Origin of the sequence: Clostridium sulfidigenes (assembly GCF_000732635.1) — a bacterium.
Taxonomy (GTDB): domain Bacteria; phylum Bacillota; class Clostridia; order Clostridiales; family Clostridiaceae; genus Clostridium_J; species Clostridium_J sulfidigenes.
Genome location: NZ_JPMD01000002.1, coordinates 1 through 25738, shown reverse-complemented (window position 1 = coordinate 25738; position 25738 = coordinate 1). Strand labels below are relative to the sequence as shown.

Below are 25738 nucleotides of genomic sequence, written 5' to 3'. Positions count from 1 at the left end.
ATTATAATCCTCCTGTGTTAATAATTTTCCCAAGGCCATGGTAATGAAGTCCAACACATTGGACTTTCAACAGAGGCTGAGCCGAAATTAGTAAGTGGGCCATATTTTTCTTCATATTGACGTACTAATATTCCGAGCTTATGAGATACGGCTTGTAGATCCTTAGTAGCTTCCTCGTTATCAGGGAAGTTATCTAGATATAGATTTAAATCTATGCAATAAAATTGAAGTTTTCTTATATTATTTAATAATTCTTGATCATACATAATATCTCACTCCTCTATTCCCATCTTGAGTTTTTCTTCTCGTTGTAAGGTTTATATAAATCCTTAAATATTGTGCCCTTTGATAGAGCATCTTTAACTAAAAATAAATTTTCATATGCTTGAGGTAATACAAAAGCACAAGCGTATTCCATTTTTCTATGTGAGTAATCATTATAATTGCTCATTTGTTTTCTCCTTGAATTAATTTCTACCTAATAGTATGTTATGTTATATGTGTAAAATTTGTGAAAATAAATTTCAATTTCAACTAAATTTTCATATGAATATTCCATAAGATGTTGTAAAATATTTATATATATGGATATATATAATGTTCATTGAATTATCCGATAACTACTAGCTCTAATACTCCAATCTTCTTCAAAGTGGGAGTAAAGAACTCTATTTAAAGTCTATTTTTATGTGAATTTTATAATGATTTATTAGCATATACAAAGGAGATGTATTATGGAATTACAAATATTACATACTAACGATATACATAGCAATTTTGAAAATTTAGCAAGAATAACTACAAAAATTAATGAGTTAAAAAATGATGATACAATTGTATTAGATGCGGGAGATCTAGCAGATTTTAAAAGAGTAGAAGTTAATGGAACTAAGGGGAAGGTTGCAATAGAGTTACTTCAGGAAGCTGAATATGATGCTATTTCCATTGGAAATAATGAGACCTTTGATGGAATTCATACTTTAGAAGGATTAACCTCTGATGGAAGGATACCTTTTTTAAGTTGTCATATAAGAAAACTCAATGGTGAGGAAATAGAAGGGCTAAGCAAAAGTATAATAATTAATAAAGCTAGATTAAGGATATTAATTATAGGTGCTTCTCCAAATTTAAATGAGTTTAGTACAAGCTGTGGATTAGATATTTTAGATTATCTTCAGGGAATAAATAAGGAGATAAATAATAATAAGGGTAAATATGATATATGTATAGTTCTATCCCATTTAGGTATGGATAAGGATGAAGAGATTGCAACAAAAATTTCAGAGGTAGATGTAATAATAGGAGGACATTTTCATATTCTTATGGATGAACCTAAGATTATAAATAATACCATAATCCATACCTCAGGACAGTTTGGAGAACACTTGGGAGTATTGAAACTATCTATAAAAGATAATAAAGTAAGTTTAGTAAAAGGCAAAAATATAAATATAGAAGGCTTAGATATGGATAAAGGTATAATTAAAGTATTAAAGAATAATAAAGAGATAGCTTTAAATAATCTTTCTATACCACTATATGAAGTTAAAGAAAATTTATGGCATGATGTAATAGAAGAAAATCCTATTACTAACTTATTAGCAGATGGACTATCTAAAGTTTATAATTGTGATTTTGCTTTCATAAATAGTGGAGTATTAAATGGAGGAATAAAAAAAGGTGCAGTAACTAATCTTAAGCTATTACAAATAGAGCCATCTCCATTAAATCCTACATACTTTGAAATTGAAGGAAAATGTATATTAGAAGCTATTAAGGAAAGTTTAGATGGAGACATAGTTTTAGCTGATGGTAGGGGACCAGGTTTTAGAGGAAAATTTGTAGGAAGACTTCATTTTTCTAGAAATGTAAAGATTAAATACAGGGAAAGAGAAGTATTAGAAGTTATTATAAATGGACAACCTCTTAAGGAAGATAAAGTTTATAGGGTAAGTAGCTCTGATTATCTTCATAGAGGTTCTGGATATAAAGATTTAAAGAATAATTCTAATCATAAATATGATGATAGATACATAAGAGATATATTAAGAGAATATTTATGTGATGAAGATATGGTTAATAAAGCATTAGAAGATAGATGGATAAGAATATAGTTATGAAAGGGGATTGAAGTGGAAGATAATAAATTATTAGAGAAAAATAAAAAGGTAAAAAGAAGAGTTATTATAGGATTTATAGTTTTGATATTGCTTAATCTGTGGGGTTTGTTAAAAGTTAATTCTCTTAGACAAGACCTAGATAGCTTACGAGGTGATATTTATAATCAATATAATGATATGAGGACATCCTTAAGTAGCATTAATACCACCGTAGAAGAAACCCTAAAAAAGCAAGGGAGTATTTTAAGTGACTTTAGTTACTCAGTAGAAGGGCTAGATGCAGAAAACAAAACCATTAGTATTAATCTTAAAGGAACTCCTAAGGTATATAAAGAAGGATTAAAGTTTTATTTTAACTATGACTGTAGCGATGGAGATAGTAAGAGTGTTGAAGGTAAATTAGATAAAGCTCTAAACTATAGTGCAAAGATAGCAGTTCCAATAAGGAGTACTGTTAAATTTGGATTTACTTTAGACTATGGAGCAGAAGTGAAAAAAGAAACATGGGAAGATGAATATATAGATCAAATGGAGTATCAACTTCAAATTATGCCTCAACCTTTTAAAGGGAAATATGAAACAAAGGGTGATGAAGTTATAATTGATGGATGGATTGAAAGTGTCATTTATCCAAGTTCTATAGTAGGAAATTCTGTAGAAGAAGCTTCATGTAAGATAAGAATAAATGAGGAAGTTATAGATGAAATTAAATTAGAAAAAAGTAATGAACCTTCAAGTGAAGTTAGTAATTATACTGGAACTATCAAAGGAAAGTATAAATTAAAAAAGGGAGATATGTTCGATGTGTTAGTTGAGGTTCAAGACACCTATGGATTTAAATATAAATATTACCCTATGACGGCATTTAATAATAATGGAACACTTAATAAGTTGGAGTCCTCTGGGGGAAATGCTTTTATACAGGTAGAGCCATAGAAACTTGAAAAGGTAAGTATATAACTATGTAAGTATAAAAATATAAAACTTTACAACTAGGAATATATATAACTAGTTAAATAGTTGTTTTGTTCATGGGACTTTCAGGAGATTTACAATTTAAATAGAATGACTAAAGCTACATCAAAGTGTAAGAGATTAATAATCCTGAGTTGGTAATTTAGCTAACATAAGGAGTTTATTAATATAATTTTATATTGAGGAGGAATTGATATGAAAATTTATAAATGTAGTGTATGTGGCTACTTGTATGATGAAAGCCAAGAAGAGGTACCTTTTGCAGAATTAAAAGAAGACTGGAGATGTCCTGTTTGTAAAAGGGATAAAAGTTTCTTTAAACCATTAGAGGAAACAGATTCTGTAGATTAGATAAGTAAGTAATTAGAGAAGTAAATAATTAAATAATGTTTAATTTAAGAGTGTCTTAAAATATTGAATTATATTTTAGTGAAAACTAAAGTATAGTATATTTTAAGACACTTTTTATATTTAATTTTAGAATTTTGTAAGATAAGCTATATTGCTTTCGATATAGAGGGTGAAGAAGGAAATTTGGAGGAGATTTAATGAGGGTGGATAAAGACAATTTTATTGCAGAATTAAAAAGAAAAAATCCTAAAGCTCTTGATTATATCATTGATATATATGGGCCCTTAGTAAAAGGAATTATATCTAAAACTTTATGTTCTGTAGAGGATAAAGGTTTAATTGAGGAATGTATGTCAGATGTATTTATGGCAATTTGGGTTAATGGGTATAAGTTTACTGGGGATAGTTCTAAGTTTAAAAGTTGGATAGGGGCTATCACAAAATTTAAAGCAATTGATTACTACAGAAAGTATGGTAAAAAAGAAAATAACCAGCTTATGGATGAAGCCATCACTGATGGTAAAAGTGCAGAAGATCATTATCTTGATGATATAGAAAATAGCAGGTTAGTAAGTATTATAGAAAGTATGGAGGAACCAGATAAAACTATATTTATAATGAAATTTTTACTTGGAGAGAAGAGTAAAAGCATTAGTGAAGCATTAAAGCTTTCTGTAAGTAATATAAATACTAGAATTAGTAGAGGCAGAGAAAAGATAAGAAGAGAGTATTATAAGGAAGCTAGGGAGGGGGTATAGTTATGGATAATAAGGATATATATGATAAATTTAATGAGATTGATTTTGATATAAGTGAGTTTGAAGAAATTCCTATGGATGAAGTTGAAAAACAGAGATTGAAGAAATCCTTGAAGGAGAAATTAGCAAATATAGATAATTATGAAAGCAATGATAGTATTGATTTAACAGAAGTAAATAAAGAAAAAAGTGAGGAAGAAAAAATACAGTTTAATCAAGAGAAAAACGGGAAAATGCAAAGATCTATGAAGAAGTATAAAGTGGCTGCAGTGGTTGCTATATTAGCCCTATTAATAGGCATGTCCCCTTTAGGCAAGGAAGTCATTGCGCAGATAGCTGAAAAACTAATATTTACTCCTTCCCAAGGCATTATAAAACAGCAAGCAGATAAAGAGCTATATATGCTAGAAGAACCAGTAAGAATTAATATTGATGGTAGTTCTGCATTAGTAAAAAGTATTACAAATGATGGTGAGAATATATATGTTGAAATGTGGTTTAACCAGGATGCAGAAGCTGAAGGCATAGGGGATCAAAGAGAAATAATAAACAACTTAAAATTAAAGACTAGTGATGGAAATATGTATAATGTAGGATTAACTAGCTTTGCAAGTGGAGGATATGCAGGATTTACTTTTCAGCAGGGTGAGGGTTTAATAACAGGTTTTAAGTTGCACTATAAGGATAAAGATATAGGTGAGTTTAATTTAAAAAAGGTAGATTTTAAAAATAGTTATGATGAAATTGGTGGAAATGCCATAGATAAAGAAGTTCTTTTAGGGGCAACTAGTTATTATGAAGAAGGAGAAAGATACTTTAAAATATGGAGCAATATAGATTATCAGCAGCGTGAAGATTACACCATTAGTTTAGATGCCATTGGAAAAGTTGAAGTTAGAGATGAAGAAGGTACTTTACTATCTATAGAAAATGCTAATGATGGAACTGGGAGAGCTTTTAAAATATTAGATCCGTACAAAGGCAAATTAGATATAAAAATAAAGGATGTAGATATAAATTATGTTTTAAAAGAAGGAGGTAAATTAGCTATAAAAATTCCTAAGAAGGGTGAAACTTCTAAAATAAATGAAGATCTTAAACTTAAAGGGCTTCAAGATAGTATTAAAGCTGCTTCTATCACAAATAAAGGTGGAGAGTATACTATACACTTTGACTTTAGTAATAATTATGATGAAAGCAGAACAATATTTATGGTAAGAGAAAATTTTAGAACTGGTGGTGCCATGGGTGATATGGAAAATCAGCAAGGTGAGGTATACCTAGATAATGAAGATTTAAGTATTACAGAAAGAGTTTTAAGAAAAATATATATAGATGTAAATAATATTTTAGTTCATCAAGAGGGTAATTGGCAGTTCATAGTGGAATAAATTATAAAAGCACTAGCTTTAATTAGTTGGTGCTTTTATAATTAAATTAGGAATATTAATAGTATAAGGATTTACAAGAATTTTACCTTAATATAACTCACTGAAAACATAAAAAATATATAATTATAATAGAAGTCAGAATATTTATGAAATTTGAAAGGTGGATTTATATGCCCGCAAGTTATACTCACTATAGTTTTGGACATACTGTCTTAGAAAAACTGCCCCATGGGATAAAAGATATTATAAACCAAAATAAAGAAGCATATTATATAGGACTTAATGGTCCAGATATACTTTTTTATTATAAGCCCTTATTTAAGAATGAAATAATTAAGTATGGACATAGATTACATGATGAAAAGGCCTATGGATTTTTAGAAAGGTCGAAAAAGTATATTAAAGAAAGTAAGGATGAGATTTGTCTCTCTTATATTTTAGGATTTGTATGCCACTTTGTCCTTGATAGTAGTTGTCATCCTTTTATTGCAGAAGCTATGAAGGAAAGTAATATATCTCATGCTGAAATAGAAGCAGAGTTAGATGGAGCATTAATGAGGAGAAATAATTTAAGTCCACAAAGGCATAGTGCAGGAGCTCATATTATTCCTAATAAGGTTATAGCAGCTCATATTGCTAGCATTTATGATAATGTTAGTGGAAAAGAAATATATAAATGCCTTAAATCTGTAAGGTTTTATAATAGACTACTATTATGTGAAAATAATTTGAAAAGAAAGATTATAAAAGGCTTATTAGGTTTAATTAAAGGTGGAGAAGGCTTTAGCCGTATGATAATTAATGTAGAACCAAATATAAAGTGTATAGAAATAAATAAAAAGCTTTTTAACCTTTATGAAGAGGCTATAGATGAGGCAGTACATAGAGTTGAAGAGTACTATAGTGCTATAAAAAGTAATGACAACTTAGGGGAATTCTTCAATAGAAATTTTCTATAGGAGGGGTAAAATGAGTAAATTTACTAAGTTAGAAAAGCAGTGGATTCTATATGATGTAGGAAACTCAGCTTTCACCATGTTGGTGTCTACTATAATTCCTATTTACTTTAAAAATGTTGCGAGTTTATCAGGGATTTCACCAGCAGATTCAACAGCTTACTGGGGTTATGCTGTATCCTTATCTACAATTATTGTAGCGATACTTGGACCTATACTTGGAACCGTAGCGGACACTAAAGGTTATAAAAAGCCACTATTTTCATTATTCATGATGTTTGGAGTGTTAGGTTGTGCAGCTTTAGCTCTTCCGGTACCATGGATTGTATTTCTAGCTATATTTGTCATAGGGAAGGTTGGGTTTTCAGGAAGTCTTATTTTTTATGATGCCATGCTCAATGACATAACTACTGATGATAGAATGGATGAGATATCATCTCATGGATATGCTTGGGGGTATATCGGAAGTTGTATTCCTTTTACAGTAAGTTTACTCCTTGTACTTTTTGCAGATAAAATTGGACTTACAACTGCAATGGCAACGGGGACAGCCTTTTTATTAACTGCTCTATGGTGGTTACTAATAACAATGCCCCTACTAAAGAACTATAAACAAAAGTATTATGTTGAAAAAGGAAATAAGCCAGTGGCAGAAAGTTTTAAGAGGCTAGGTAAGGTTCTTTTAAACATTAGAAAAAACAAGAAGATTTTCTTATTCCTCCTTGCATTTTTCTTCTATATAGATGGAGTTCATACAATTATAAGCATGTCCACATCCTATGGAAAAGATGTTGGAATTACAGATAGTAATTTATTATTAGCATTACTTTTAACTCAAATAGTTGCCTTTCCTTGTGCTATTTTATTTGGAAGATTATCTAAAAAATTTAAAAGTGATAAGTTAATAGCAGCTTCAATTATGGGGTATATAGCAATAACCATATTTGCATTACAGCTAGATAAAGCATGGGAATTCTGGATTCTTGCAGTATGTGTTGCAGTATTTCAAGGGGCAATTCAAGCACTATCAAGATCTTATTTCTCAAAAATTATTCCTAAGGAGAAATCTAGTGAATACTTTGGACTATATGATATATTTGGTAAAGGGGCTGCTTTCATGGGAACTATGCTTATGAGTATAGCAACCCATATAACAGGAAGCTCTAAGGCTGGGGTAGCAGGAATTGTGGTAATGTTTATTTTTGGACTTATAATATTTAAAGCAGCAAATAAAGTAAATATATCTATAGAAAAAGAAACTACTGTTAGTTTATAAGGCATCTGAAAATAAATAATAAGTCAAAGGTGGAAAGTATATTTTGAGATAGACGAGCATTCTGACTTATTTATTTTTGAAGATTCCTAAAGTGTAAATTTAAAATATCATATTAAAACCGCTTATAGATACTTAAAGGAGTAATCTATAAGCGGTTTTTATTATTTACTTATTTATATTTCTTACAAATTTTTTTATAAAGGATATACCTACTATATCCGCAATGAGCCAACCTATAGGGATAGACCACCAAATTGCAGTTATACCAAAGGTAGGAGCTAGCCAATAGGAAATTCCTACACGAAGCCCTAAGGATATAATAGTAAGCAAAATAGATATATTAGTGGAACCTATACCTCTATAAAAACCATAGAACATGAAAAGATATCCAATGAGAAAGTAAAATACACTTACTATACATAGATATTGAGAGCCGTAAGCTATAATTTCAACTTCTGATGGAGATATAAATATAGTCATTAATTGTTTTGAAAATATTACTACAATTGCTGATATTATAATGCAAAATAAGGTAATAATCTTGAATGAAGATTTTACTCCTTTTTTTATTCTTAAAGCTTCACCGGCACCTTTATTTTGGGCAATATAGGTGGAGAAAGCATTACCAAAATCTTGAACAGGCATATAAGCGAAGGAATCTATTTTAACAGCTGCTGCAAAGGCTGCCATTATTGATACTCCAAAGGAGTTTACTAGGCCTTGAATTAATAAAATCCCGAAATTCATTATAGATTGTTGGATACTTGTTAGAAGGCTATAATTTGCTACTAACTTTAAAATCTTTATATCTATTTTAAGGTCGCATTTTTTAAATCTGATTTCAGGTAGTTTAATAAAACAATATATGGCTGTTGAAATTCCAGAGATGCCTTGAGCTATTATGGTAGCATAAGCTGCCCCTGCAATACCAAGATTAAACACAGTTATAAAAACAATATCAAGAACTATATTAATTATGGCTGCTATTATTAAGAATACAAGAGGTATAAAGGAATTTCCAACAGAACGAAGTAAACAGCAAAAATAGTTATAGATAAAGGTAAAGCTTATACCGTAAAAGATTATAATTATATACTGTTTAACATCATTAAATAAACTCTGTGGGGTATTCATAAAAATTAAGATATTATCAGTAAAGAAAATAGCACATAAATTAATTATGATAGTTATTAAGCCGATAAAGATAAAGGCAGTAAAAATACTACTTTTTAGTTTAGCATTATCTTTAGCTCCGAAGCATTGAGAAAATACAACGGATGCGCCCATACAAAGTCCCAGAATAATAGATGTTAAAAATACTATAATAGTAAAAGAAGATCCAACTGACGCTAAAGCAGATGCACCTATATATTTACCAACGATTATGGAGTCGGCGATATTGTATAATTGTTGAAATATATTTCCTATAATAAGGGGAATGGCAAAGCTTATTATAGCTTTGGTTTCATTTCCTTTAGTTAAATCCTTAGTCATATAAACCTCACTTTATTAATTCAATATTTTTATTCTACATTAACATTTTTTATATCATAATTTAGTAATACCTATATTTAAATTTAGTAAAATGCTTTCAAAATATAGGTAATTATTAAGGCATTACATGTCCATTATACAATAGAAAATAATTTAATCAATTGATTATTAGATTTATAATAATATAAAAAATAGCACTATAACACTTTAACAGCGTATATAAAGTGAAACTAAATTTAGAGGTGAGGTTATGAAATTAAAAAGGATAATTTCTTTAATGCTTATAGCTATAATAGCTACTTCTTTAATTGGATGTGAGAAATTTTCTAGTAAAAATAAGGAAGAAATTTCAGCTAAAGAGGTGGACAAAGAAGTGGTGGAAGGAAATAATAAATTTGCATTTAATATATTCAAAGAAATTTCGAAGGGTGAAAATAATAAGAATGTGTTTATATCGCCTTTGAGCATTTCCATGGCACTTACTATGACTTATAATGGAGCTAAAGAGAATACAAAAGCAGAGATGAATAAGGTACTAGGCTATGAAGGAATGAATGATGATAAGATAAATAATAGTTATAAAATTCTTCATAGTTACTTGGAGAATATAGATGAAAATGTAAAGTTAAATCTAAGTAACTCCATATGGATAAGAGAAGGTCAGAATATAAATAAAGAATTTATAAACATTAATAAGGATATCTTTGGTGCAAAAGTGGATAACTTGGACTTCTCTAAATCCTCATCTGTGGATAAAATTAATAATTGGATTGAAAAATCTACTAATAACATGATTAAAGATATGCTAAAAGGTCCTATTGATGGTGATGTTATTATGTATTTAATTAATGCTATATATTTCAAGGGACAATGGCAAGAACCCTTTGATACAAATAATAATACTATAGGTGAGTTTACAAATTCAAAGGGAGATAAATCACAGATAAATTTTATGAGGAAGGTTGCAGCTGATGATAAAACCTTTTATGGAGAAAAGGATGATTTTAAAGCTATAAAAATGCCTTATGATAGTGGAAAAGTATCTATGTATGCAGTACTACCAAAGGAAGGTTTAAGTATAGACAATTTTATAAATAATTTAGATATGAATAAGTGGAATTCTATAAAAGAATCCATTGGAAAAGAGCAGGAAGCTGTTAATGTAAGCTTTCCGAAGTTTGAAATGGAATATGGAACTAAAGAATTAAAAGGATCTCTAGTGGCCCTAGGAATGAAGGATATTTTTAGTGATGCAGCTAATCTTAGTGGAATAAGGGAAAATATATACGTTAGTAGTGTTTTACATCAAGGGAAAATAGAAGTAAATGAAAAGGGAAGTGAAGCAGCTGCAGCTACTATAGTTGAAGTTAGGGAAACTGCAATGCCAATAATTGATGATCCTAAAGAATTTATAGCTGATAGACCTTTTGTATTTATTATAGAAGATGAAGAAAGTGGAACCATACTATTTATGGGTAAACTAGAAGAAGTGAAAAAATAATAAAGAGAAAAGATAACAGGAGTAAATAAAAACTCCTGTTATTTGCCTTTAATTAGCTTATTTATAATACATGTTTAATCTTTTCTTCATCATTTACTAAAATCATAAAAAATTTCTAAAACCTACTTAGAACTTCTTTTTTAAAGTTTTCTATTGAAATTCTTTCAATAAAAAAACTTAATTTTTCTCCATCATGGGCATTTTCTTTATAATAATCAAATATAGAATCTACTAAATTTAAAGTGTCCTCTTCTGATAAATCATTAGCTATAATATCTGCAATCCTAGGGTTATATCCAGCTGAACCACCCGCTGTTACCATGAGTTTACCATTAATATCTGCTATAACACCCACATCTTTACTATAAACACTTCCACAAGCATTTCTGCATCCCGCTACACCTATTTTAGTTCTACAAGGCATATCCATCCATTGATATTTTTTAGATAATTTCATACCTATACCAATTGTATTAAATTTTGATCTTTTACAATATCCTGCTGGACACATCTCTACATTTTTAACGGAATTTTGAGTTTTAACAGCGGGTTCCATATGTAGTTCATCCCATATTTGAGGTAGATCATTTTCCTCTAAATTAGTTATTAAGATTCTTTGTCCAGATGTTATTTTTATAACTCCATTATACTTCTTAGCTACCTTAGCTATTTTTTCAAGGTTTTCTGGAGTTATAAAACCTCCAGGAATATGAGGTGTTATACCATATTTTCTTTTACCATCCCTTATTTTTTGAAGATTCCCGTAATGTGCCAAAACATATTTCCTCCTATATTTTTTAAATATATTATACCTCATTTAATAGGAACTAATCTACTTGACCTTGCTGAACTTAAAAGAGTTATGATAATGAAGGTACTTAAATTTGTAAAGGCATGGAGGTCATCATGTGACTACCATGCCCTATTTTTATTTAATATTTAAAAGATAACTAAATTTAATTCCTCTTGTAGGTTTTTGTCTGCATACACAAAATAGTGCATTAGCAATTATTAATTATTTGAAACAAATACAGGTTAAAATTTCATTTGTAGGAAGATGGTACGAATATATAGTTATAAATTTATTTATACCAATGGGGTTTATGGGGGAATTATTATGAATTTAACTTTTTTTGTGTCATTGCTATCAGAGGAGCTAAGGACCAAATATTATGAAGAAATTATTAGGAATGGACAAGTAACAGAAGAACTTTGGAAGGAAATATCCTACTATCTAGAAAAAACATACAAAGAACTCTTAAGTGTTGAAGAACAGATAATAGAATTACTAAGGAATCTTGAAGATGTTGAAAAATCTAGATTAATGATGACAATACAAGAAAATGACATATATTTATTTAACAAAATATCTACGAAACTATTTAGTTTTGAAGATATTATTAGTATAGATAGGGAAAGAGTGAAAATAGTTCTGTGTAAATTAGATATGGATACTCTATGTAAGGCTATATTAGGGGCTTCACCAAGGGTTATTTATTATATTCAAAATATATTTCCAGATATTGATTTTGTAGAGGCGAGAAGAAAGTTAGGAAGTGTTCAGTTGGATGAAATACTTCAGGCTCAAGATAAGATAATAATGAAAATAAATAATAAGTAATAAAAATTTAAGTTATGAGATTATACACCATTTTATTACTTGAAGTTATAGAAGAATATTGACTTATATGGTATTATATAGTTCTAAAGTGAAATAGTTCAAAAATTCATGTTGAACGTATTTAACTAGTACTATTGAGAGAAGTTGGAGGGTAATTTAAATGTACGAAATGAAGGAAGAATTTAAAACAGGAATAGAGATTGTTGATAATGAACATAAAATGCTTTTTGAAATAGCTGATAAAATTTATGAGTTATTAAATAATGAGTTCATTATTGATAAATATGATAGAATAGTAAATTTAATTGAAGAATTAAAAGGGTATGCTGCTCTTCACTTTAGAGATGAAGAAGCCTATATGGAAAGTATAAATTATAAAAAAATGTTTACTCAAAAAATAGATCATGATAACTTTATAAAAAAATTAGAGGAAATAGACTTAAATAAAATTGATGAGAATCAACATAAATATATTCTTGATTTATTGGAGTTCGTAAATCAGTGGTTAGTAAGTCACATTCTTGAAAAAGACAAGCTGATTGCACAAGGGTAAGTTTTTGTGAACTATATAAAAGTATAGAAATAAATGGTAGTCCTATGGGCTACCATTTAATATATTAGTTAACTCTTTGTTTAAGACAAGTTTTTAAGTCCTCTTCTGGTGTACTTATAGGAGTTAATTGGAAGGTATCTACTAAGTATTGAAGTACATTTGGACTTATAAATGCAGGAAGTGAAGGTCCTAGGAATATATTTTTAACTCCTAAGGACAATAAAGCTAGTAAATCAGCTACAGCCTTTTGCTCATACCAAGATAGTACAATGGATAATGGTAAGCCATTCACATCAGTCTCAAAGGCATCCGCTAAAGCAGTAGCAATTCTTACTGCAGAATAAGCATCATTACATTGACCTACATCAAGAAGTCTTGGTAATCCAGCTACTTCACCAAATTCAAGTTTGTTAAATCTATATTTTCCACAAGCTAAGGTAAGGATAATACAATCCTCAGGAACCATCTTTGCAAAATCTGTATAGTAGTTTCTTCCAGGTCTTGCACCATCACAACCACCTATTAAGAAGAAGTGGCGCACTTCACCCTTTTTAACTGCATCAACAATTTTACCAGCATTACTTAAGGTAGCCTTATGACCAAAGCCTACAAGAATTTCTTTTCTGTCTTCAGAAGCAGTAAATCCACCTAATTCTAAAGCTTTATTTATGACTTCAGAGAAGTCTTTTGTTCCATCTTCTTTAAGAGTGACATGTCTAACTCCATCCCATCCAACTACGTTAGTTGTAAATATTCTATCCTTATAGGTTTCTCTAGGTCTCATAAGACAGTTAGTAGTCATGAGTATACAGCCAGGGATGTTATCAAATTCTGTTTGTTGGTTTTGCCATGCACTACCATAGTTTCCTACTAGATGAGGGTATTTTTTTAGTTCAGGATAACCATGAGCAGGAAGCATTTCACCATGGGTATATATATTTATTCCCATACCTTCAGTTTGTTTTAATAGCATCTCTAAATCTTTTAAATCGTGACCAGAAACAATTATAAAAGGTCCTTTTTCTACTTTAACATTAACTAGATGAGGAGTTGGATGTTTATAACTTTCAGTATTAGCTTCATCAAGTTTTTTCATCACAGCTACACTCATATCACCAGTTCTCATAGTCATTCTAATTAACTCTTCCACAGATAAGTTATCATTTGTTGTACATTCTAATCCTAGAAAATAGAAGTTATCAACTTGGTCATCATAGTAACCTAAAAATCTAGCTTGGTGTCCATAGGCACTTACTCCCTTTAGACCATAAACAATAGTTTGTCTTAAAGAACGTATATCAGCATCTAAATCTCCATCATACATAATGCCAGCTTTAACGGCATCCTTAAGCATTTCTTCTTTGGTTTTACTTAAATTATAGGTTGCTTGATCAGGGTACGTCTTATCGGTAGATGCCTTACTTCTTAGGCTTTCTTTAATCTTTTGTGATTCTTTAAGCATGTTTAGGTGACTTGCTGCATCAAAGTTAACATTAGTTAAAGTTGTAAACAGAGCATTTTCTACAAAACTAACCACTGATTTATCTATAACTTGCTCATTATCAAGTAAATCTTTAGCATAACAACTGATTCCTTTTAACTGATAAATTAATAAGTCTTGTAAATTTGATATTTCAGGGGTTTTACCACAAACACCTAACTTAGTACATCCCTTTCCCCCTACAGTTTGTTCACACTGATAACAAAACATTGCATTATCCATTTAATAATCCTCCTTATTGTATTAAGTTTTATATAGTATTTGTTTATAAAATAATATTATTCTTTTTAAACAAAATCATATTAATTAAACCCTTATTTAATTAAGTAAAATAATAAAAATCTGATATAATAGAAGTGAACTAACTAGGAATACTACAATCATTGAAATTTATTGAGGTGATTTTATGAATAAAGAAAAACGAAAGAAAATTTTAGAAATATTAGAAGAGACCTATAGAGGAGCTGCCTGCGGGTTAGATTTTAGAACACCCTTTGAACTTTTAGTATCAACTATACTTTCTGCTCAATGTACAGATGAGAGGGTTAACATAGTTACAAAGGAATTATATAAGGAGTATAATACTCCACAGGCTATACTAACTTTAAGTGAAGAAGAATTAGGTAAAAAGATTCATAGTTGTGGATTCTATAAAAATAAAAGTAAAAATATATTAGGGGCATGTAAATCCATTGTAGAAAAACATAATGGTCAAGTTCCAAGAACTATGGAAGAACTTATAGCCCTTCCAGGAGTAGGTAGGAAAACGGCTAATGTAGTTTTATCTAATGCTTTTGGAGTGCCTGCTATAGCTGTGGATACCCATGTGTTTAGAATTTCTAATAGAACAGGTTTTGCACCTGGAGATAATGTAGAAATTGTTGAAGAAAAACTTATGAAGTATATACCAAAGAACATGTGGAGTGATGCACATCATTATATTATTTGGCATGGAAGAAAAATATGTGATGCTAGAAAGCCAAAGTGTCATCAGTGTCCTATAGCACCTTATTGTGATTACTTAAATAAGGCATCTTCAAAAAAATAGATTATTTTAATTAGGAGGATTTAATTATGTCATATGGTGAACAATCTTTAAAAATGCACAAGGAGAAGAAGGGAAAACTAGAGGTTATAAGTAAAATTCCTGTTAATACAAGAGAAGACTTATCTATAGCTTATACTCCTGGAGTTGCAGAGCCTTGCATTGAAATATCTAAGGATAAAGATAAGGTTTATGATTATACAATAAAATCTAATACTGTAGCTATAGTCTCAAATGGAACAGCAGTGTTAGGACTTGGAAATATAGGAGCAGAAGCCTCAATTCCAGTAATGGAAGGAAAGGCATTATTATTTAAGGAATTTGCTGGAGTAGATGCTTTTCCAATATGTATTGACAGTGAAGACCCAGAAGAAGTAATAAAAACTGTAAAATTAATATGTCCTGTATTCGGAGGAATAAATCTTGAAGATATAAAGGCTCCTGAATGTTTTTATATAGAAGAAACTTTAAAAAGAGAATTAAATATTCCTGTATTCCATGATGACCAACATGGAACTGCAGTAGTTGTATTATCAGGTTTATATAATGCATTAAAGTTAACTAAGAAGAATATTAAAGATGTTAAAATAATAATAAACGGTGCTGGTTCTGCTGGAATTGCTATCTGTAAATTGCTTTTAAAGGCGGGAGCAGAAAATATAATCATGTGTGATAAGAAGGGTGCTATTTATGATGGAGGCAACTGCTTATTTGAATCCCATGAGGAAATAGCAAAAGTTACTAATAAAAATAAAGAATCAGGTTCATTAAAAGAAGTTTTAGTAGGAGCTGATGTGTTCATAGGAGTATCTGGGCCTAACATGATAAATGCAGAGGATGTAAAGACTATGAATTCAGATGCAATTATCTTTGCCATGGCTAATCCAACTCCAGAAATAATGCCAGATGAAGCTAAATTAGGAGGGGCTAGAGTAATAGCAACAGGCCGTTCAGATTTTGCTAATCAAATTAATAATGTTCTAGTATTCCCTGGTATATTTAAGGGAGCTCTTACAGTTAGAGCAACAGAAATAAATGATGAAATGAAGTTAGCTGCAGCAAGAGCTTTAGCAAACCTAATTCCAGAAGAAGAATTAAATGAAGAAAACATAATCCCAAATGCCTTAGACAAGAGAGTATCGGGCAAAGTAGCAGAGGAAGTTATGAGAATAGCAAGAGAAATGGGCGTAGCAAGTCTGTAAAGATTAAAAATGTGGAGCATGTACCTATATTAAAGTACATGCTCCATACTTTATAAAAATTAGATTTATATTTTATCACTGTAATTTTCAACAGAGCCATAGATTTGAATAAATAACTTTTAAAAGCCTACTTCTATACTAATGATATTGCAAGGTTGTGAGGAGGCAATTTCTATAGAAGAAAGGCTATCTTTTTCACAACTTTCTATGATTAAGGTATGATTTTTAGGTAGAGATATATTGTTACCATCTATTGTAAGGGTTAGGTCTGAATTAGGTGAGAAAAATATATAATTATGATAAGAGTATCTATTTCTCCTTTTGTTTAAATTCAGTTTTAGTAAAGAACCTTCAGTTAAATTTAGTGCATTCATTACCCCATCACATCCAGGTCCTATCATTAAATTAAAGTCTGTAACAGTACCAAAGCTTTCGGTGTTTACATCTCCAGAAAATCCATGAACTTCAAAAGGTTCTAAGTGAATTAGAGGACCTTTATTGTGACAAAGATCCATGGAACCCTCCAAAGTTGTGATATATCTATAAACTTTTGGAAGATTAGTGAAGGTGGAGTGTTCTAACTCTACAGTGGCAGAACTAATTCTCCATTTAAAGTTTAAATCTTTGTAATTAGAGTCTTTAGGATAAATATATATTTCATTAGTAGTTCCCCCACTCCAATTAGAAGTTTTTATTTTATCCTTTGTTATTATTTCTGTTTTATAACCCATAATATCACCCCATTAATAATTAACATATATAATATTAATACAAAAAACTCATCCATATATGAATAAATATAGGAATGAGTTTTAAAATGTATCAAAAAATTAGAGTATTATATCTAAAAGGTCTTTTTCTATTAAATCATTATATTTTCCGGATCTATATTCTGCAACAAGAACTTTTCTCTCATCATTAGAGATTACAGGAAGTTTTTTAAATAACTCCTTAGGCATTTCTACATAGGCACCCTTAGGATCCATTTCTTCAGTAAAAGTGATTACTGCAGGAATACTTTTGCAGCCTACTGCTTCTTCAAGAAAACCTTCGTAGCCCGTTCTAGGAAATAAATGAACCTTTAAGTTTTGGTTTTCTTCTGAAAGTTTTTGTACGAAAGGAATAGTTACGATACAATCAGGGCAAAAACCTTCTGTAAATATTGCAGCATGAACAACCTTATCTAGTTTTTTTATTTGTTCCTTAGTATCACTAGAAAGTTCAGTGTCTGCATAGGTTTTATCTTGGATATTTCCATATTTGGCATGTTGTTTTTCTACATACTCCTCAAAGCTTAAGGCTTTATTAAAATCTAACATATTATCTTACCCTCCAATTACTTATAACTAAATTTTGTCTTTTATAAATTAGAATGTATTGTATTAAATTAAAATTATTCAATATAATACATTATGTTAGCATGGAATAGACATAGCTTGTTCATGATTATTATAACAAATAAAATTGATAAATAGTAGATATATACAATTTATTAACTTGTAAAAAAAATTAGAGTTTTATATACTAGGGTTATGGGACAAAATAAATATGATAAACAATATAAAATATTTATAAAATTTTAAAAAGGCGGCGATATTATGTCAAAAGTTATAGAAAGATTTTTAGGATATGCTAAGTATGATACACAATCAAGTGATTCTACGGGAACAACTCCAAGTACTGCTAGCCAAAGAGTTTTAGGTGAAGTTTTATTTGAAGAATTAAAAAGAATCGGCATGAGTGATGTTACTATTGATGAAAACAATTACGTAATGGCTACATTGCCTGCTAATACAGATAAAAAAATACCAACTATTGGTTTCATAGCTCATATGGATACTGCTCCGGATTATTCAGGTAAAGATGTTAAGCCTCAAATGGTGAATTATGAAGGTGGAGATATTAAATTAAATGCAAATACAGTTTTATCTCCAGAAGATTTTCCTGAATTAAACGACTATATAGGAAAAACTCTTATCACAACAGATGGAACTACTTTATTAGGAGCAGACGACAAAGCTGGTATATCAGAAATTGTTACTGCTATGGAATATTTAATTGCAAATCCAGATATAAAACATGGGACTATTAAAGTTGGATTTACTCCAGATGAAGAAATTGGAGAAGGAGCAGATCACTTTGATGTAGAAAAATTTGCAGCAGACTTTGCTTACACTGTAGATGGGGGAGCTGTTGGAGAAATCGAATATGAGAACTTCAATGCTGCTGGTGTTGAAATAGTAATTAACGGAAGAAATGTTCATCCAGGAAGCGCTAAAAATAAAATGGTAAATGCTCAGCAAATAGCTATGGAGTTAAATGGATTATTACCTGTTAATGCAAGACCAGAATACACAGAAGGATATGAAGGCTTCTTCATGCTTTGTGATATGGTAGGAACTGTAGAAAAGACTACTATGTCTTATATCATAAGAGATTTCTTTAGAAATACCTTTGAAGAAAAGAAAACTTTAATTAAAGAAATAGTAGAACTTCTTAATAAAAAATATGGTGCAGGCACTATAGAAATTTCAGTAAAAGATCAATACTACAACATGAAAGAAAAAGTAGAACCTGTAATTCATGTAGTAGACACAGCTGTTGAAGCAATGAAAGCTCTTGATATCGAGCCGATTATAGTTCCTATAAGAGGAGGTACTGATGGAGCAAGATTATCCTTTATGGGACTTCCAACACCAAACATATTTACAGGTGGACATAACTTCCACGGAAAATTTGAGTTCATTCCTGTAGATTCTATGGAAAAGGCAGTAGAAACTATAGTTAAGATAATAACTTTATATGCAGAAAAATAAAAAATTCTAACATTTATAATACTCATACATAAAAATTAACTCCTTAATACACACTATAGTAAAGTGATTGAGGAGGGCGGTATAATATGAGTAATGATAAATCAAGACCAATATATCCACCAGATACACATAACTATTTTGGTGATTTTAGAAGCATAACCCCTATGTCTGATTCAGTTTGGGAAAATGTAAGAGAAGCTGAGATAGAAGCTGCAAAGACAAGAAGTCGAAGAAGTTACAATATGGAGACTAGTGAAGAAATTGCTTTTGATGATTTAAATGAAGATATAAAAAGCGAAAGTGAAGTTGACTTTGACTCCATTATAGATGAAGTAGACATGAGTGATCATGGTAATGATTACGGAGATTATGCTAAGAAAAGATTATATTAATATTTCTTAGAGGAAGAATTTATTCTTCCTCTAAGTTAATTTAGGGTTCACATAGGAAACTACTGAAGCTATAAGGCTTTAGTAGTTTTTTAGAATATTATATTTACATATAGGGTATTTTCAAATTTTAATCCTTTAAGGACATTTAAGAATTCATTCATATTTTAGTCACTTAACTGACACATAAGTGTTGATAATAATATATATAGATAAGAAAAGTAAACAAATTAACTTTTAATAAGGGGGAAGATTTAATATGGATAAAGATATAAACAATAATGAATTAAATAACAATGAATTAAATAATAATCAAATTAATAGCAATAATAACTTAAATGAAAATACCGGTATTAATAAAGATAATAATGACAATAATACTAGTGACAATATAAACTACACTGTGATTCAAGATGTAGAATATACAACAAATGATGACTTAAAATTCAATGAAGTTAATACTTCATCATGGCAAGAAGAAGAAAAAAAGAAAAAAGATAAAAAGAATAAAGGTAAAGGTTCAGCTAAATCTTATATAGCTATAGCTCTAATATGCTCTATATTAGGAGGAGCAATTGGTACAGGTGTTACTTATGGAGCTATGAGAGGCACTATACAATCAGCAATTAAGGAAGCTAAATCAAAAACAAATAATGGTGGAACAACAACAAATATTAATCCTATAAGCAGTATGAATATACCAGAAGTAGTAGCAAAGGTTTCCCCAGCTGTAGTTGGTGTATCAACCACTTCAGTTTCAACTAATGTATTTGGATTTGATATGGGTGAGCAAGAAGGCATTGGCTCAGGATTTATTTTTTCAGATGATGGCTATGTACTTACAAACTATCATGTAGTTAAAAATGCTAGTCAAGTTAAAGTTATATTTAGTACAGGTAAAGAAGTAAGTGCTAAGGTTGTAAACTATCAGGAAGATGCAGATTTAGCAGTTGTTAAGATTACTGATGATGTTGAAATGCCAGGTAAAGTAGAACTAGGAGATTCTGATAGTCTTCAAGCAGGAGAACAAGTTATAGCCATAGGAAATCCACTTGGAAAAGAATATCTAGGCTCTGTAACAACAGGAATTATAAGTGCTGTTAATAGAGGAGTAGCATTAACTGAGGGTGGAGAAAAAATGAACCTTATCCAAACAGATACTGCTATAAATCCAGGGAATAGTGGAGGACCATTAATAAATTCTCAAGGTGAAGTTATAGGTATAAATACAGCTAAGATAGGCTCTACTGGAGTAGAGGGAATAGGTTTTGCAATTCCAATAAATGATGCCACTGAAAAATTAGATACCTTAGTAAAACAAAAAATAAAGTTTGGTATAGCAGTTAGAAATATAACAGAAGATTTATCAAAACAATATAATTTACCTGTAGGTATATATATTCAAAGTATTGAAGATTTTAGTATAGCACAAAAGGGAGGATTACAACCTGGAGATGTAATTACTAAAATAGGTAAGAAAACTGTTAAGACCGTTGAAGAATTAAACAAGGAAAAAGAAGCCTACAGTGATGGAGATAGCATTCCTATAGAATTCGTAAGAAAGGGTCAAACAATGCAAGCTACTTTAGTAGTAGAATAATAAAGTTAATACTTATAATTATCCCCTAATTATAATATTATAAAAAAGGCATGAAGCTTGAGTTATCAATGTTTCATGCCTTTTTAATATATGATTAATGGGATATAATACCAAAGCAAAAAATTAAAAAGGCTATTGTAAAATACAACAGCCTTTCTACTTTAAACAAAAATTGCCTATTTAAATTTATTAATTATTTCCTATACACATATTAGCTAAATCATTACCAAATGAAATGGAATCTTTTGGTACCCAAACTTCTTCAGTTTTCTTACCAAAGTTCATTTTTACTTTTTCAAATTCAAAAGTAGTTGATTTAACATCAGTTGAAGGAGTTAATGCATTAATATTTTCAATTATTTTTTTGATGAAAATTTCTGATACTTTAGTCATATCAGAAATTTGTTTGCTTTGTACTTCAGAAATAGTGTCATCACCAGCTTTAGTACTTGCTTCAACCATATTAACATATGTAGTTGATATTTTAACTTGAGATATTTCTTTATCACTAGAAACAACCTCTATAGTAGGTTTTAATTTTCTTAAAGCTTCTATTTGAACATTATATATTTGATCTAACTGTTCATCAGTAATAGGTAGACCAGCTTGTACAAAACCAGCTTTAGTAGCTTCATTCATTGATTTTTTTTGAATTTCTGCCATAGATTTAATTTCATCATTTGTCACACCAAGTTTTTCAAATTCGGCGCTATCTTGTAAAATAACTAAGTCATAAAAAGCTTTTGCAGTTTGTTCAATAGGAATAGTTTTTTTACTGCATCCTAAAAAAATTGATGAAAGACTTAATAACATAACGATACAAAGAATACTAGGTTTTATAAATTTTTTCATATGTAATTCCCCTTTGTTTTTAAAATCTGTAAATTGTTTTTATTTAGATAATTCTTATTTAAAGCAATTATATAATATAATAAAATTTACCAAATATCAATTATTTTTGAAATAAAGGTTATTAAAACACATATTTATATATTTATATATTAAAAGAATATGATAATAAAGCAATAAAAAACTTTGATTATACCATCATGGCTTAATAAGTTAAGGGAGGAAAAGAAAGTAAACTTCTCACAAGTAATTCAAGATGGTTTAAAAAAGATAGTATATATTTAAAAGATAAAATAGAATAAAATTAAAAGCTAGTAGGGAATAAATCCTTACTAGCATCTTTCTCTTTTGTATAACACATAGTTGGAGAATAAATCTAATTAGATTATAATAAAGGTGTTAGAATGAAAGATAATAACTTAAAGAGCAGAAGTACAGCTAGGGGATTAAAGCTACACTAGAAGACTTGGAATAAATAGAAAAGCTAATAGCTGAAAGAAAGGAACAATTAAAGGGATGATGTTAGTTATTTGATATTAGTATAATAAGTAGCAGTAATTTTTGAAATTTAATGTAGGGGAGGGGTTAAATATGGAAAATGTTATTGTAAGCGAAAGGAAACCTTCAATTGAAGAATATATTTATTTAAGAAATTCTATTGGTTGGAGGGTATTACAACATGACAAAATAGAAAAAGGATTGAATAACTCAATCTACTGTGTTTGTATAGAAGATCAAGATAAGATAATTGGATTTGGAAGAATTGTTGGAGATGGTGGAACGGTTTTTTATATACAAGATATAATAGTTATACCGTCCTATCAAAAACAGAAGATTGGTACACTAATTATGGAAAAAATAATGGACTATATTGACAAAAACTGTATAGATGGCGCTATTATTGGTTTGATTGCAAATAATGGACTGGATAATTTCTATAAAAAATTTGATTTTACGTATAATCAGAACAATTGGTTTTACAGGTTCAATGCTTAATACCTGTGATAAAAGATTTTATTATATGATAGATACAGCTGATATAGAAATTTCATATTATCTCAATAACTCTTTTGAGTTGATTAAAGACTCCATTGAGGAAGGGATAGTTTTAGATGACGAAAGAATTTGTTATGGATTCTGGGAAGATAAGGCTATAAAAATATTTAAGGGAGCTTATTTCAAAAAGCTCCCTTGGATTAATTTATTTTCTTTCCTTAATTATACCTTTTCTATAGGCATTTAAAAGCATTTGAAGGTAATGAATTTGACTTATAAGCTCCGTACCTATATCAGTATCTCTAACCTTTAGCCTTCTAGAGTTAAATTCTAAAATGAAGTTGGTAGATATGATATCTTTCCCCTCATCAATGGCTGTTTGAGTTGATTCAAAAGGCTCATGCTGAACTAATTGAAGGCCATAGGAATTATAAATTAAAGTATAGCCTGCAATGCCTGTCTCAGGTTGGTAAGCCTTAGAAAATCCCCCATCTATAACTAAAAGTTTCCCATTAGCCTTTATAGGATTTTCACCTTTAATAGTTTTAACAGGTACGTGGCCATTAATTATATGAGAATGTTTAGGAGAAAGGCCAAATTCTAATAATATATTATTACAAACCTCTTCATTATCTCTAAGAATGAAGTAAGGGCATTTATTTTCCTTATGAGTAATTTTATCATTTATAAAATATCTTTCAAAGGTAGCCATTTTATCTTTACCAAAGAGAGGTGAATCAGGGCCACACCATAAATACCACATGTAATCTAAAGCATAATGAGCATTTTTGCTATCACATTCATTAAAATATGCTTCTCTAGTAATTCTATCTACCCTATCTAAATATTCTTTACCACAGAATTCCTTGTTTCCAAGCTTAACATTCTTAAAAGTGCCATCTTCATTTAAAGGAATGGAGGCATGATATAAAAGATTAGAATTGCTCTTTAAATAAAGGCTACCCTTAGAGTAAAGACATCTAACATGTTTCTCAAGTTTTTCACTATTTAAGAAAGAGCTATGAAGCTTAGACATTAATTCTTTTTCTTCATCTGTCAATTTATAAGGATTATTAATATCTATAGTAGGAAAGTTAGTATCATTTAATACATATTCCTTACCACCTATAACAATTGTTCCTTTTTCATAATTAATTTTATCAAGAAGTCTTCTATCATCCATGTTAAATTCAGGGTGTCTTTTAATAATTTCACCTTCTAATTTAAACTGTATAATAGAAATTGCCTTATGCATTTGAGCCATAAGTTTTAAGTCTTTTTCTTTGAAGTAATCATTAGTAACCTTTGGTTTAAAAGATTTACATGGATCATTAGAATATACATCCATAGCAAAACGAGCTAGAGGTAAAATGTTTATACCATAGCCATCCTCTAAGGTTTCTAGATTAGCATATCTAGTACAAATTCTAATAACATTACAGATGCAACTATGATTTCCGGCTGCAGCACCCATCCAAAGTATATCATGGTTTCCCCATTGAATATCATAGGAATGATAATTACATAGAATATCCATAATTATGTGAGCGCCAGGACCTCTATCATAGATATCACCTACTATGTGAAGAGAATCTATAGTCAACCTTTGAATAACATTACAAATTGCAGTTATAAAATCGCTAGCCCTACCAATGGAAATAATAGTATCTAATATTCCATTAAAATAATCTTGTTTATTTGGTCTCGCTTCAGATTCATGAAGTAGCTCCTCTATAATATAGGAAAAGTCTGCAGGCAGAGCTTTTCTAACCTTAGAACGAGTATATTTAGATGATACATTTCTACATACCTGAATCAATTGATTAAGGGTAATCTTATACCAATCATCAGGATCATCTTCTTTAGCAAGGGCAATATCTATATACTGTTCAGGGTAATATATAAGAGTGCATAAAGCTTTTTTTTCAGATTCTCTAAGGGTATTACCAAAGATATCATTAACTTTTCTTTTTATTACACCTGAAGCATTTTTAAGTACATGTTGGAAAGCTTCATGTTCACCATGAAGATCCGTTAAAAAGTGCTCCGTACCTTTAGGTAAATTTAATATTGCCTCCAAATTTATAATTTCAGTACAAGCATCTGATATTGTAGGAAAATTATGAGAAAGAAGTTCAAGGTATTTTAAATCCTTTTCAATTATATCAGCACTTATTTCACAAGTTCCGCTCATGATTATCTCCTTCTTAGCAAATAACTATTCAGATAGTTAAAGGTAAAATAGTTATCTATAGATAGTTATTAAAAATTGCTATCTATATAGTTATTTGTAAAATTACTATCTATATAGTTATATGTAATATGCTATATTATAATTATTATA

At 29.7% G+C, this 25738-nt stretch carries 25 protein-coding genes; 16 read left to right on the top strand and 9 right to left on the bottom strand.

Translation table 11 applies throughout. The features are described 5' to 3' along the window. Positions 1–17: 17 nt before the first annotated feature. Positions 18–266 carry a spore coat protein CotJB gene (locus tag IO99_RS02035; protein WP_035129619.1) on the bottom strand — a complete coding sequence of 83 codons (249 nt, stop codon included), beginning with the start codon at positions 264–266 and terminating at the stop codon, positions 18–20. Positions 267–280: 14 nt separating this feature from the next. Then, entirely contained in the window at positions 281–451 is a 171-nt protein-coding gene (locus tag IO99_RS18610) for a spore coat associated protein CotJA (protein WP_084178034.1), read from the bottom strand. A 283-nt stretch (positions 452–734) separates the two neighbouring features. On the opposite strand from IO99_RS18610, the gene IO99_RS02030 reads away from it, so the two are divergent. The 7 genes from IO99_RS02030 to IO99_RS02000 all read left to right on the top strand — a co-directional run bounded on the left by IO99_RS02030 (position 735) and on the right by IO99_RS02000 (position 7827). Continuing rightward, positions 735–2114, top strand: coding sequence for a bifunctional metallophosphatase/5'-nucleotidase (locus IO99_RS02030; RefSeq protein WP_035129617.1), 1380 nt, complete (start codon positions 735–737; stop codon positions 2112–2114). Positions 2115–2132: 18 nt separating this feature from the next. After that, a complete protein-coding gene (locus IO99_RS02025; protein WP_035129615.1) occupies positions 2133–3056 on the top strand; it encodes a hypothetical protein in 924 nt (307 codons plus the stop codon). Positions 3057–3290: 234 nt separating this feature from the next. After that, positions 3291–3446 carry a rubredoxin gene (locus IO99_RS02020; RefSeq protein WP_035129613.1) on the top strand — a complete coding sequence of 52 codons (156 nt, stop codon included), beginning with the start codon at positions 3291–3293 and terminating at the stop codon, positions 3444–3446. Positions 3447–3643: 197 nt separating this feature from the next. Beyond that, positions 3644–4204: a sigma-70 family RNA polymerase sigma factor gene (locus IO99_RS02015; protein WP_035129610.1), complete on the top strand. Its 561-nt coding sequence runs from the start codon at positions 3644–3646 to the stop codon at positions 4202–4204. Positions 4205–4206: 2 nt separating this feature from the next. Then, a complete protein-coding gene (locus IO99_RS02010) occupies positions 4207–5595 on the top strand; it encodes a hypothetical protein (RefSeq protein WP_035129607.1) in 1389 nt (462 codons plus the stop codon). A 170-nt stretch (positions 5596–5765) separates the two neighbouring features. Further along, a complete protein-coding gene (locus IO99_RS02005) occupies positions 5766–6554 on the top strand; it encodes a zinc dependent phospholipase C family protein (protein ID WP_035129604.1) in 789 nt (262 codons plus the stop codon). Between the two features lie 10 nt (positions 6555–6564). Beyond that, positions 6565–7827 carry an MFS transporter gene (locus IO99_RS02000; RefSeq protein ID WP_035129601.1) on the top strand — a complete coding sequence of 421 codons (1263 nt, stop codon included), beginning with the start codon at positions 6565–6567 and terminating at the stop codon, positions 7825–7827. A gap of 165 nt (positions 7828–7992) precedes the next feature. Here IO99_RS02000 and IO99_RS01995 read toward each other — a convergent pair whose 3' ends face one another. Next, positions 7993–9321 carry an MATE family efflux transporter gene (locus tag IO99_RS01995; RefSeq protein ID WP_035129598.1) on the bottom strand — a complete coding sequence of 443 codons (1329 nt, stop codon included), beginning with the start codon at positions 9319–9321 and terminating at the stop codon, positions 7993–7995. A gap of 250 nt (positions 9322–9571) precedes the next feature. On the opposite strand from IO99_RS01995, the gene IO99_RS01990 reads away from it, so the two are divergent. After that, the gene (locus tag IO99_RS01990) at positions 9572–10822 is read left to right on the top strand and encodes a serpin family protein (RefSeq protein ID WP_035129596.1); all 1251 of its coding nucleotides are present in this window, start codon (positions 9572–9574) and stop codon (positions 10820–10822) included. 115 nt (positions 10823–10937) lie between these two features. Here the strand turns inward: IO99_RS01990 and IO99_RS01985 are convergent, their stop codons facing one another. Beyond that, entirely contained in the window at positions 10938–11597 is a 660-nt protein-coding gene (locus IO99_RS01985; protein WP_035129593.1) for a nitrite/sulfite reductase domain-containing protein, read from the bottom strand. 342 nt (positions 11598–11939) lie between these two features. Between IO99_RS01985 and IO99_RS01980 the strand changes: the two genes are divergently transcribed. Beyond that, on the top strand, positions 11940–12443 hold the full coding sequence (locus tag IO99_RS01980) for a FliG C-terminal domain-containing protein (RefSeq protein ID WP_035129591.1): 504 nt from the start codon (positions 11940–11942) through the stop codon (positions 12441–12443). 160 nt (positions 12444–12603) lie between these two features. Beyond that, positions 12604–12996: a bacteriohemerythrin gene (locus IO99_RS01975; protein WP_035129589.1), complete on the top strand. Its 393-nt coding sequence runs from the start codon at positions 12604–12606 to the stop codon at positions 12994–12996. 64 nt (positions 12997–13060) lie between these two features. Here IO99_RS01975 and hcp read toward each other — a convergent pair whose 3' ends face one another. Next, positions 13061–14719 (bottom strand): hydroxylamine reductase, encoded by a 1659-nt coding sequence (hcp, locus tag IO99_RS01970; RefSeq protein ID WP_035129588.1) that lies wholly within the window; start codon positions 14717–14719, stop codon positions 13061–13063. A 184-nt stretch (positions 14720–14903) separates the two neighbouring features. Here hcp and nth point away from each other — a divergent pair, with 184 nt between their 5' ends. Both nth and IO99_RS01960 read left to right on the top strand, forming a co-directional pair. Continuing rightward, the gene (gene nth / locus IO99_RS01965; protein WP_035129586.1) at positions 14904–15545 is read left to right on the top strand and encodes an endonuclease III; all 642 of its coding nucleotides are present in this window, start codon (positions 14904–14906) and stop codon (positions 15543–15545) included. A 26-nt stretch (positions 15546–15571) separates the two neighbouring features. Then, a complete protein-coding gene (locus tag IO99_RS01960; protein ID WP_035129584.1) occupies positions 15572–16744 on the top strand; it encodes an NAD(P)-dependent malic enzyme in 1173 nt (390 codons plus the stop codon). A gap of 119 nt (positions 16745–16863) precedes the next feature. On the opposite strand, the gene IO99_RS18230 is transcribed toward IO99_RS01960, so the two are convergent. Both IO99_RS18230 and IO99_RS01950 read right to left on the bottom strand, forming a co-directional pair. After that, positions 16864–17475, bottom strand: coding sequence for a HutD family protein (locus IO99_RS18230; protein ID WP_051823847.1), 612 nt, complete (start codon positions 17473–17475; stop codon positions 16864–16866). A gap of 99 nt (positions 17476–17574) precedes the next feature. Next, positions 17575–18063: a thioredoxin family protein gene (locus IO99_RS01950; protein ID WP_035129583.1), complete on the bottom strand. Its 489-nt coding sequence runs from the start codon at positions 18061–18063 to the stop codon at positions 17575–17577. A 279-nt stretch (positions 18064–18342) separates the two neighbouring features. On the opposite strand from IO99_RS01950, the gene pepT reads away from it, so the two are divergent. From pepT to IO99_RS01935, 3 genes are all read left to right on the top strand, one after another. After that, the gene (pepT, locus tag IO99_RS01945) at positions 18343–19560 is read left to right on the top strand and encodes a peptidase T (RefSeq protein WP_035129581.1); all 1218 of its coding nucleotides are present in this window, start codon (positions 18343–18345) and stop codon (positions 19558–19560) included. Positions 19561–19646: 86 nt separating this feature from the next. Continuing rightward, the gene (locus IO99_RS01940) at positions 19647–19952 is read left to right on the top strand and encodes a hypothetical protein (RefSeq protein WP_035129578.1); all 306 of its coding nucleotides are present in this window, start codon (positions 19647–19649) and stop codon (positions 19950–19952) included. 256 nt (positions 19953–20208) lie between these two features. Next, on the top strand, positions 20209–21549 hold the full coding sequence (locus IO99_RS01935; RefSeq protein WP_035129575.1) for a S1C family serine protease: 1341 nt from the start codon (positions 20209–20211) through the stop codon (positions 21547–21549). Between the two features lie 189 nt (positions 21550–21738). Here the strand turns inward: IO99_RS01935 and IO99_RS01930 are convergent, their stop codons facing one another. Beyond that, complete coding sequence (locus IO99_RS01930; protein ID WP_035129572.1) at positions 21739–22401, bottom strand: hypothetical protein; 663 nt, start codon at positions 22399–22401, stop codon at positions 21739–21741. Between the two features lie 588 nt (positions 22402–22989). Here IO99_RS01930 and IO99_RS01925 point away from each other — a divergent pair. Next, positions 22990–23394 carry a GNAT family N-acetyltransferase gene (locus IO99_RS01925; RefSeq protein WP_035129569.1) on the top strand — a complete coding sequence of 135 codons (405 nt, stop codon included), beginning with the start codon at positions 22990–22992 and terminating at the stop codon, positions 23392–23394. Between the two features lie 205 nt (positions 23395–23599). On the opposite strand, the gene IO99_RS01915 is transcribed toward IO99_RS01925, so the two are convergent. Further along, the gene (locus tag IO99_RS01915) at positions 23600–25588 is read right to left on the bottom strand and encodes a fructose-bisphosphatase class III (RefSeq protein WP_035129565.1); all 1989 of its coding nucleotides are present in this window, start codon (positions 25586–25588) and stop codon (positions 23600–23602) included. Positions 25589–25738 lie beyond the last annotated feature (150 nt).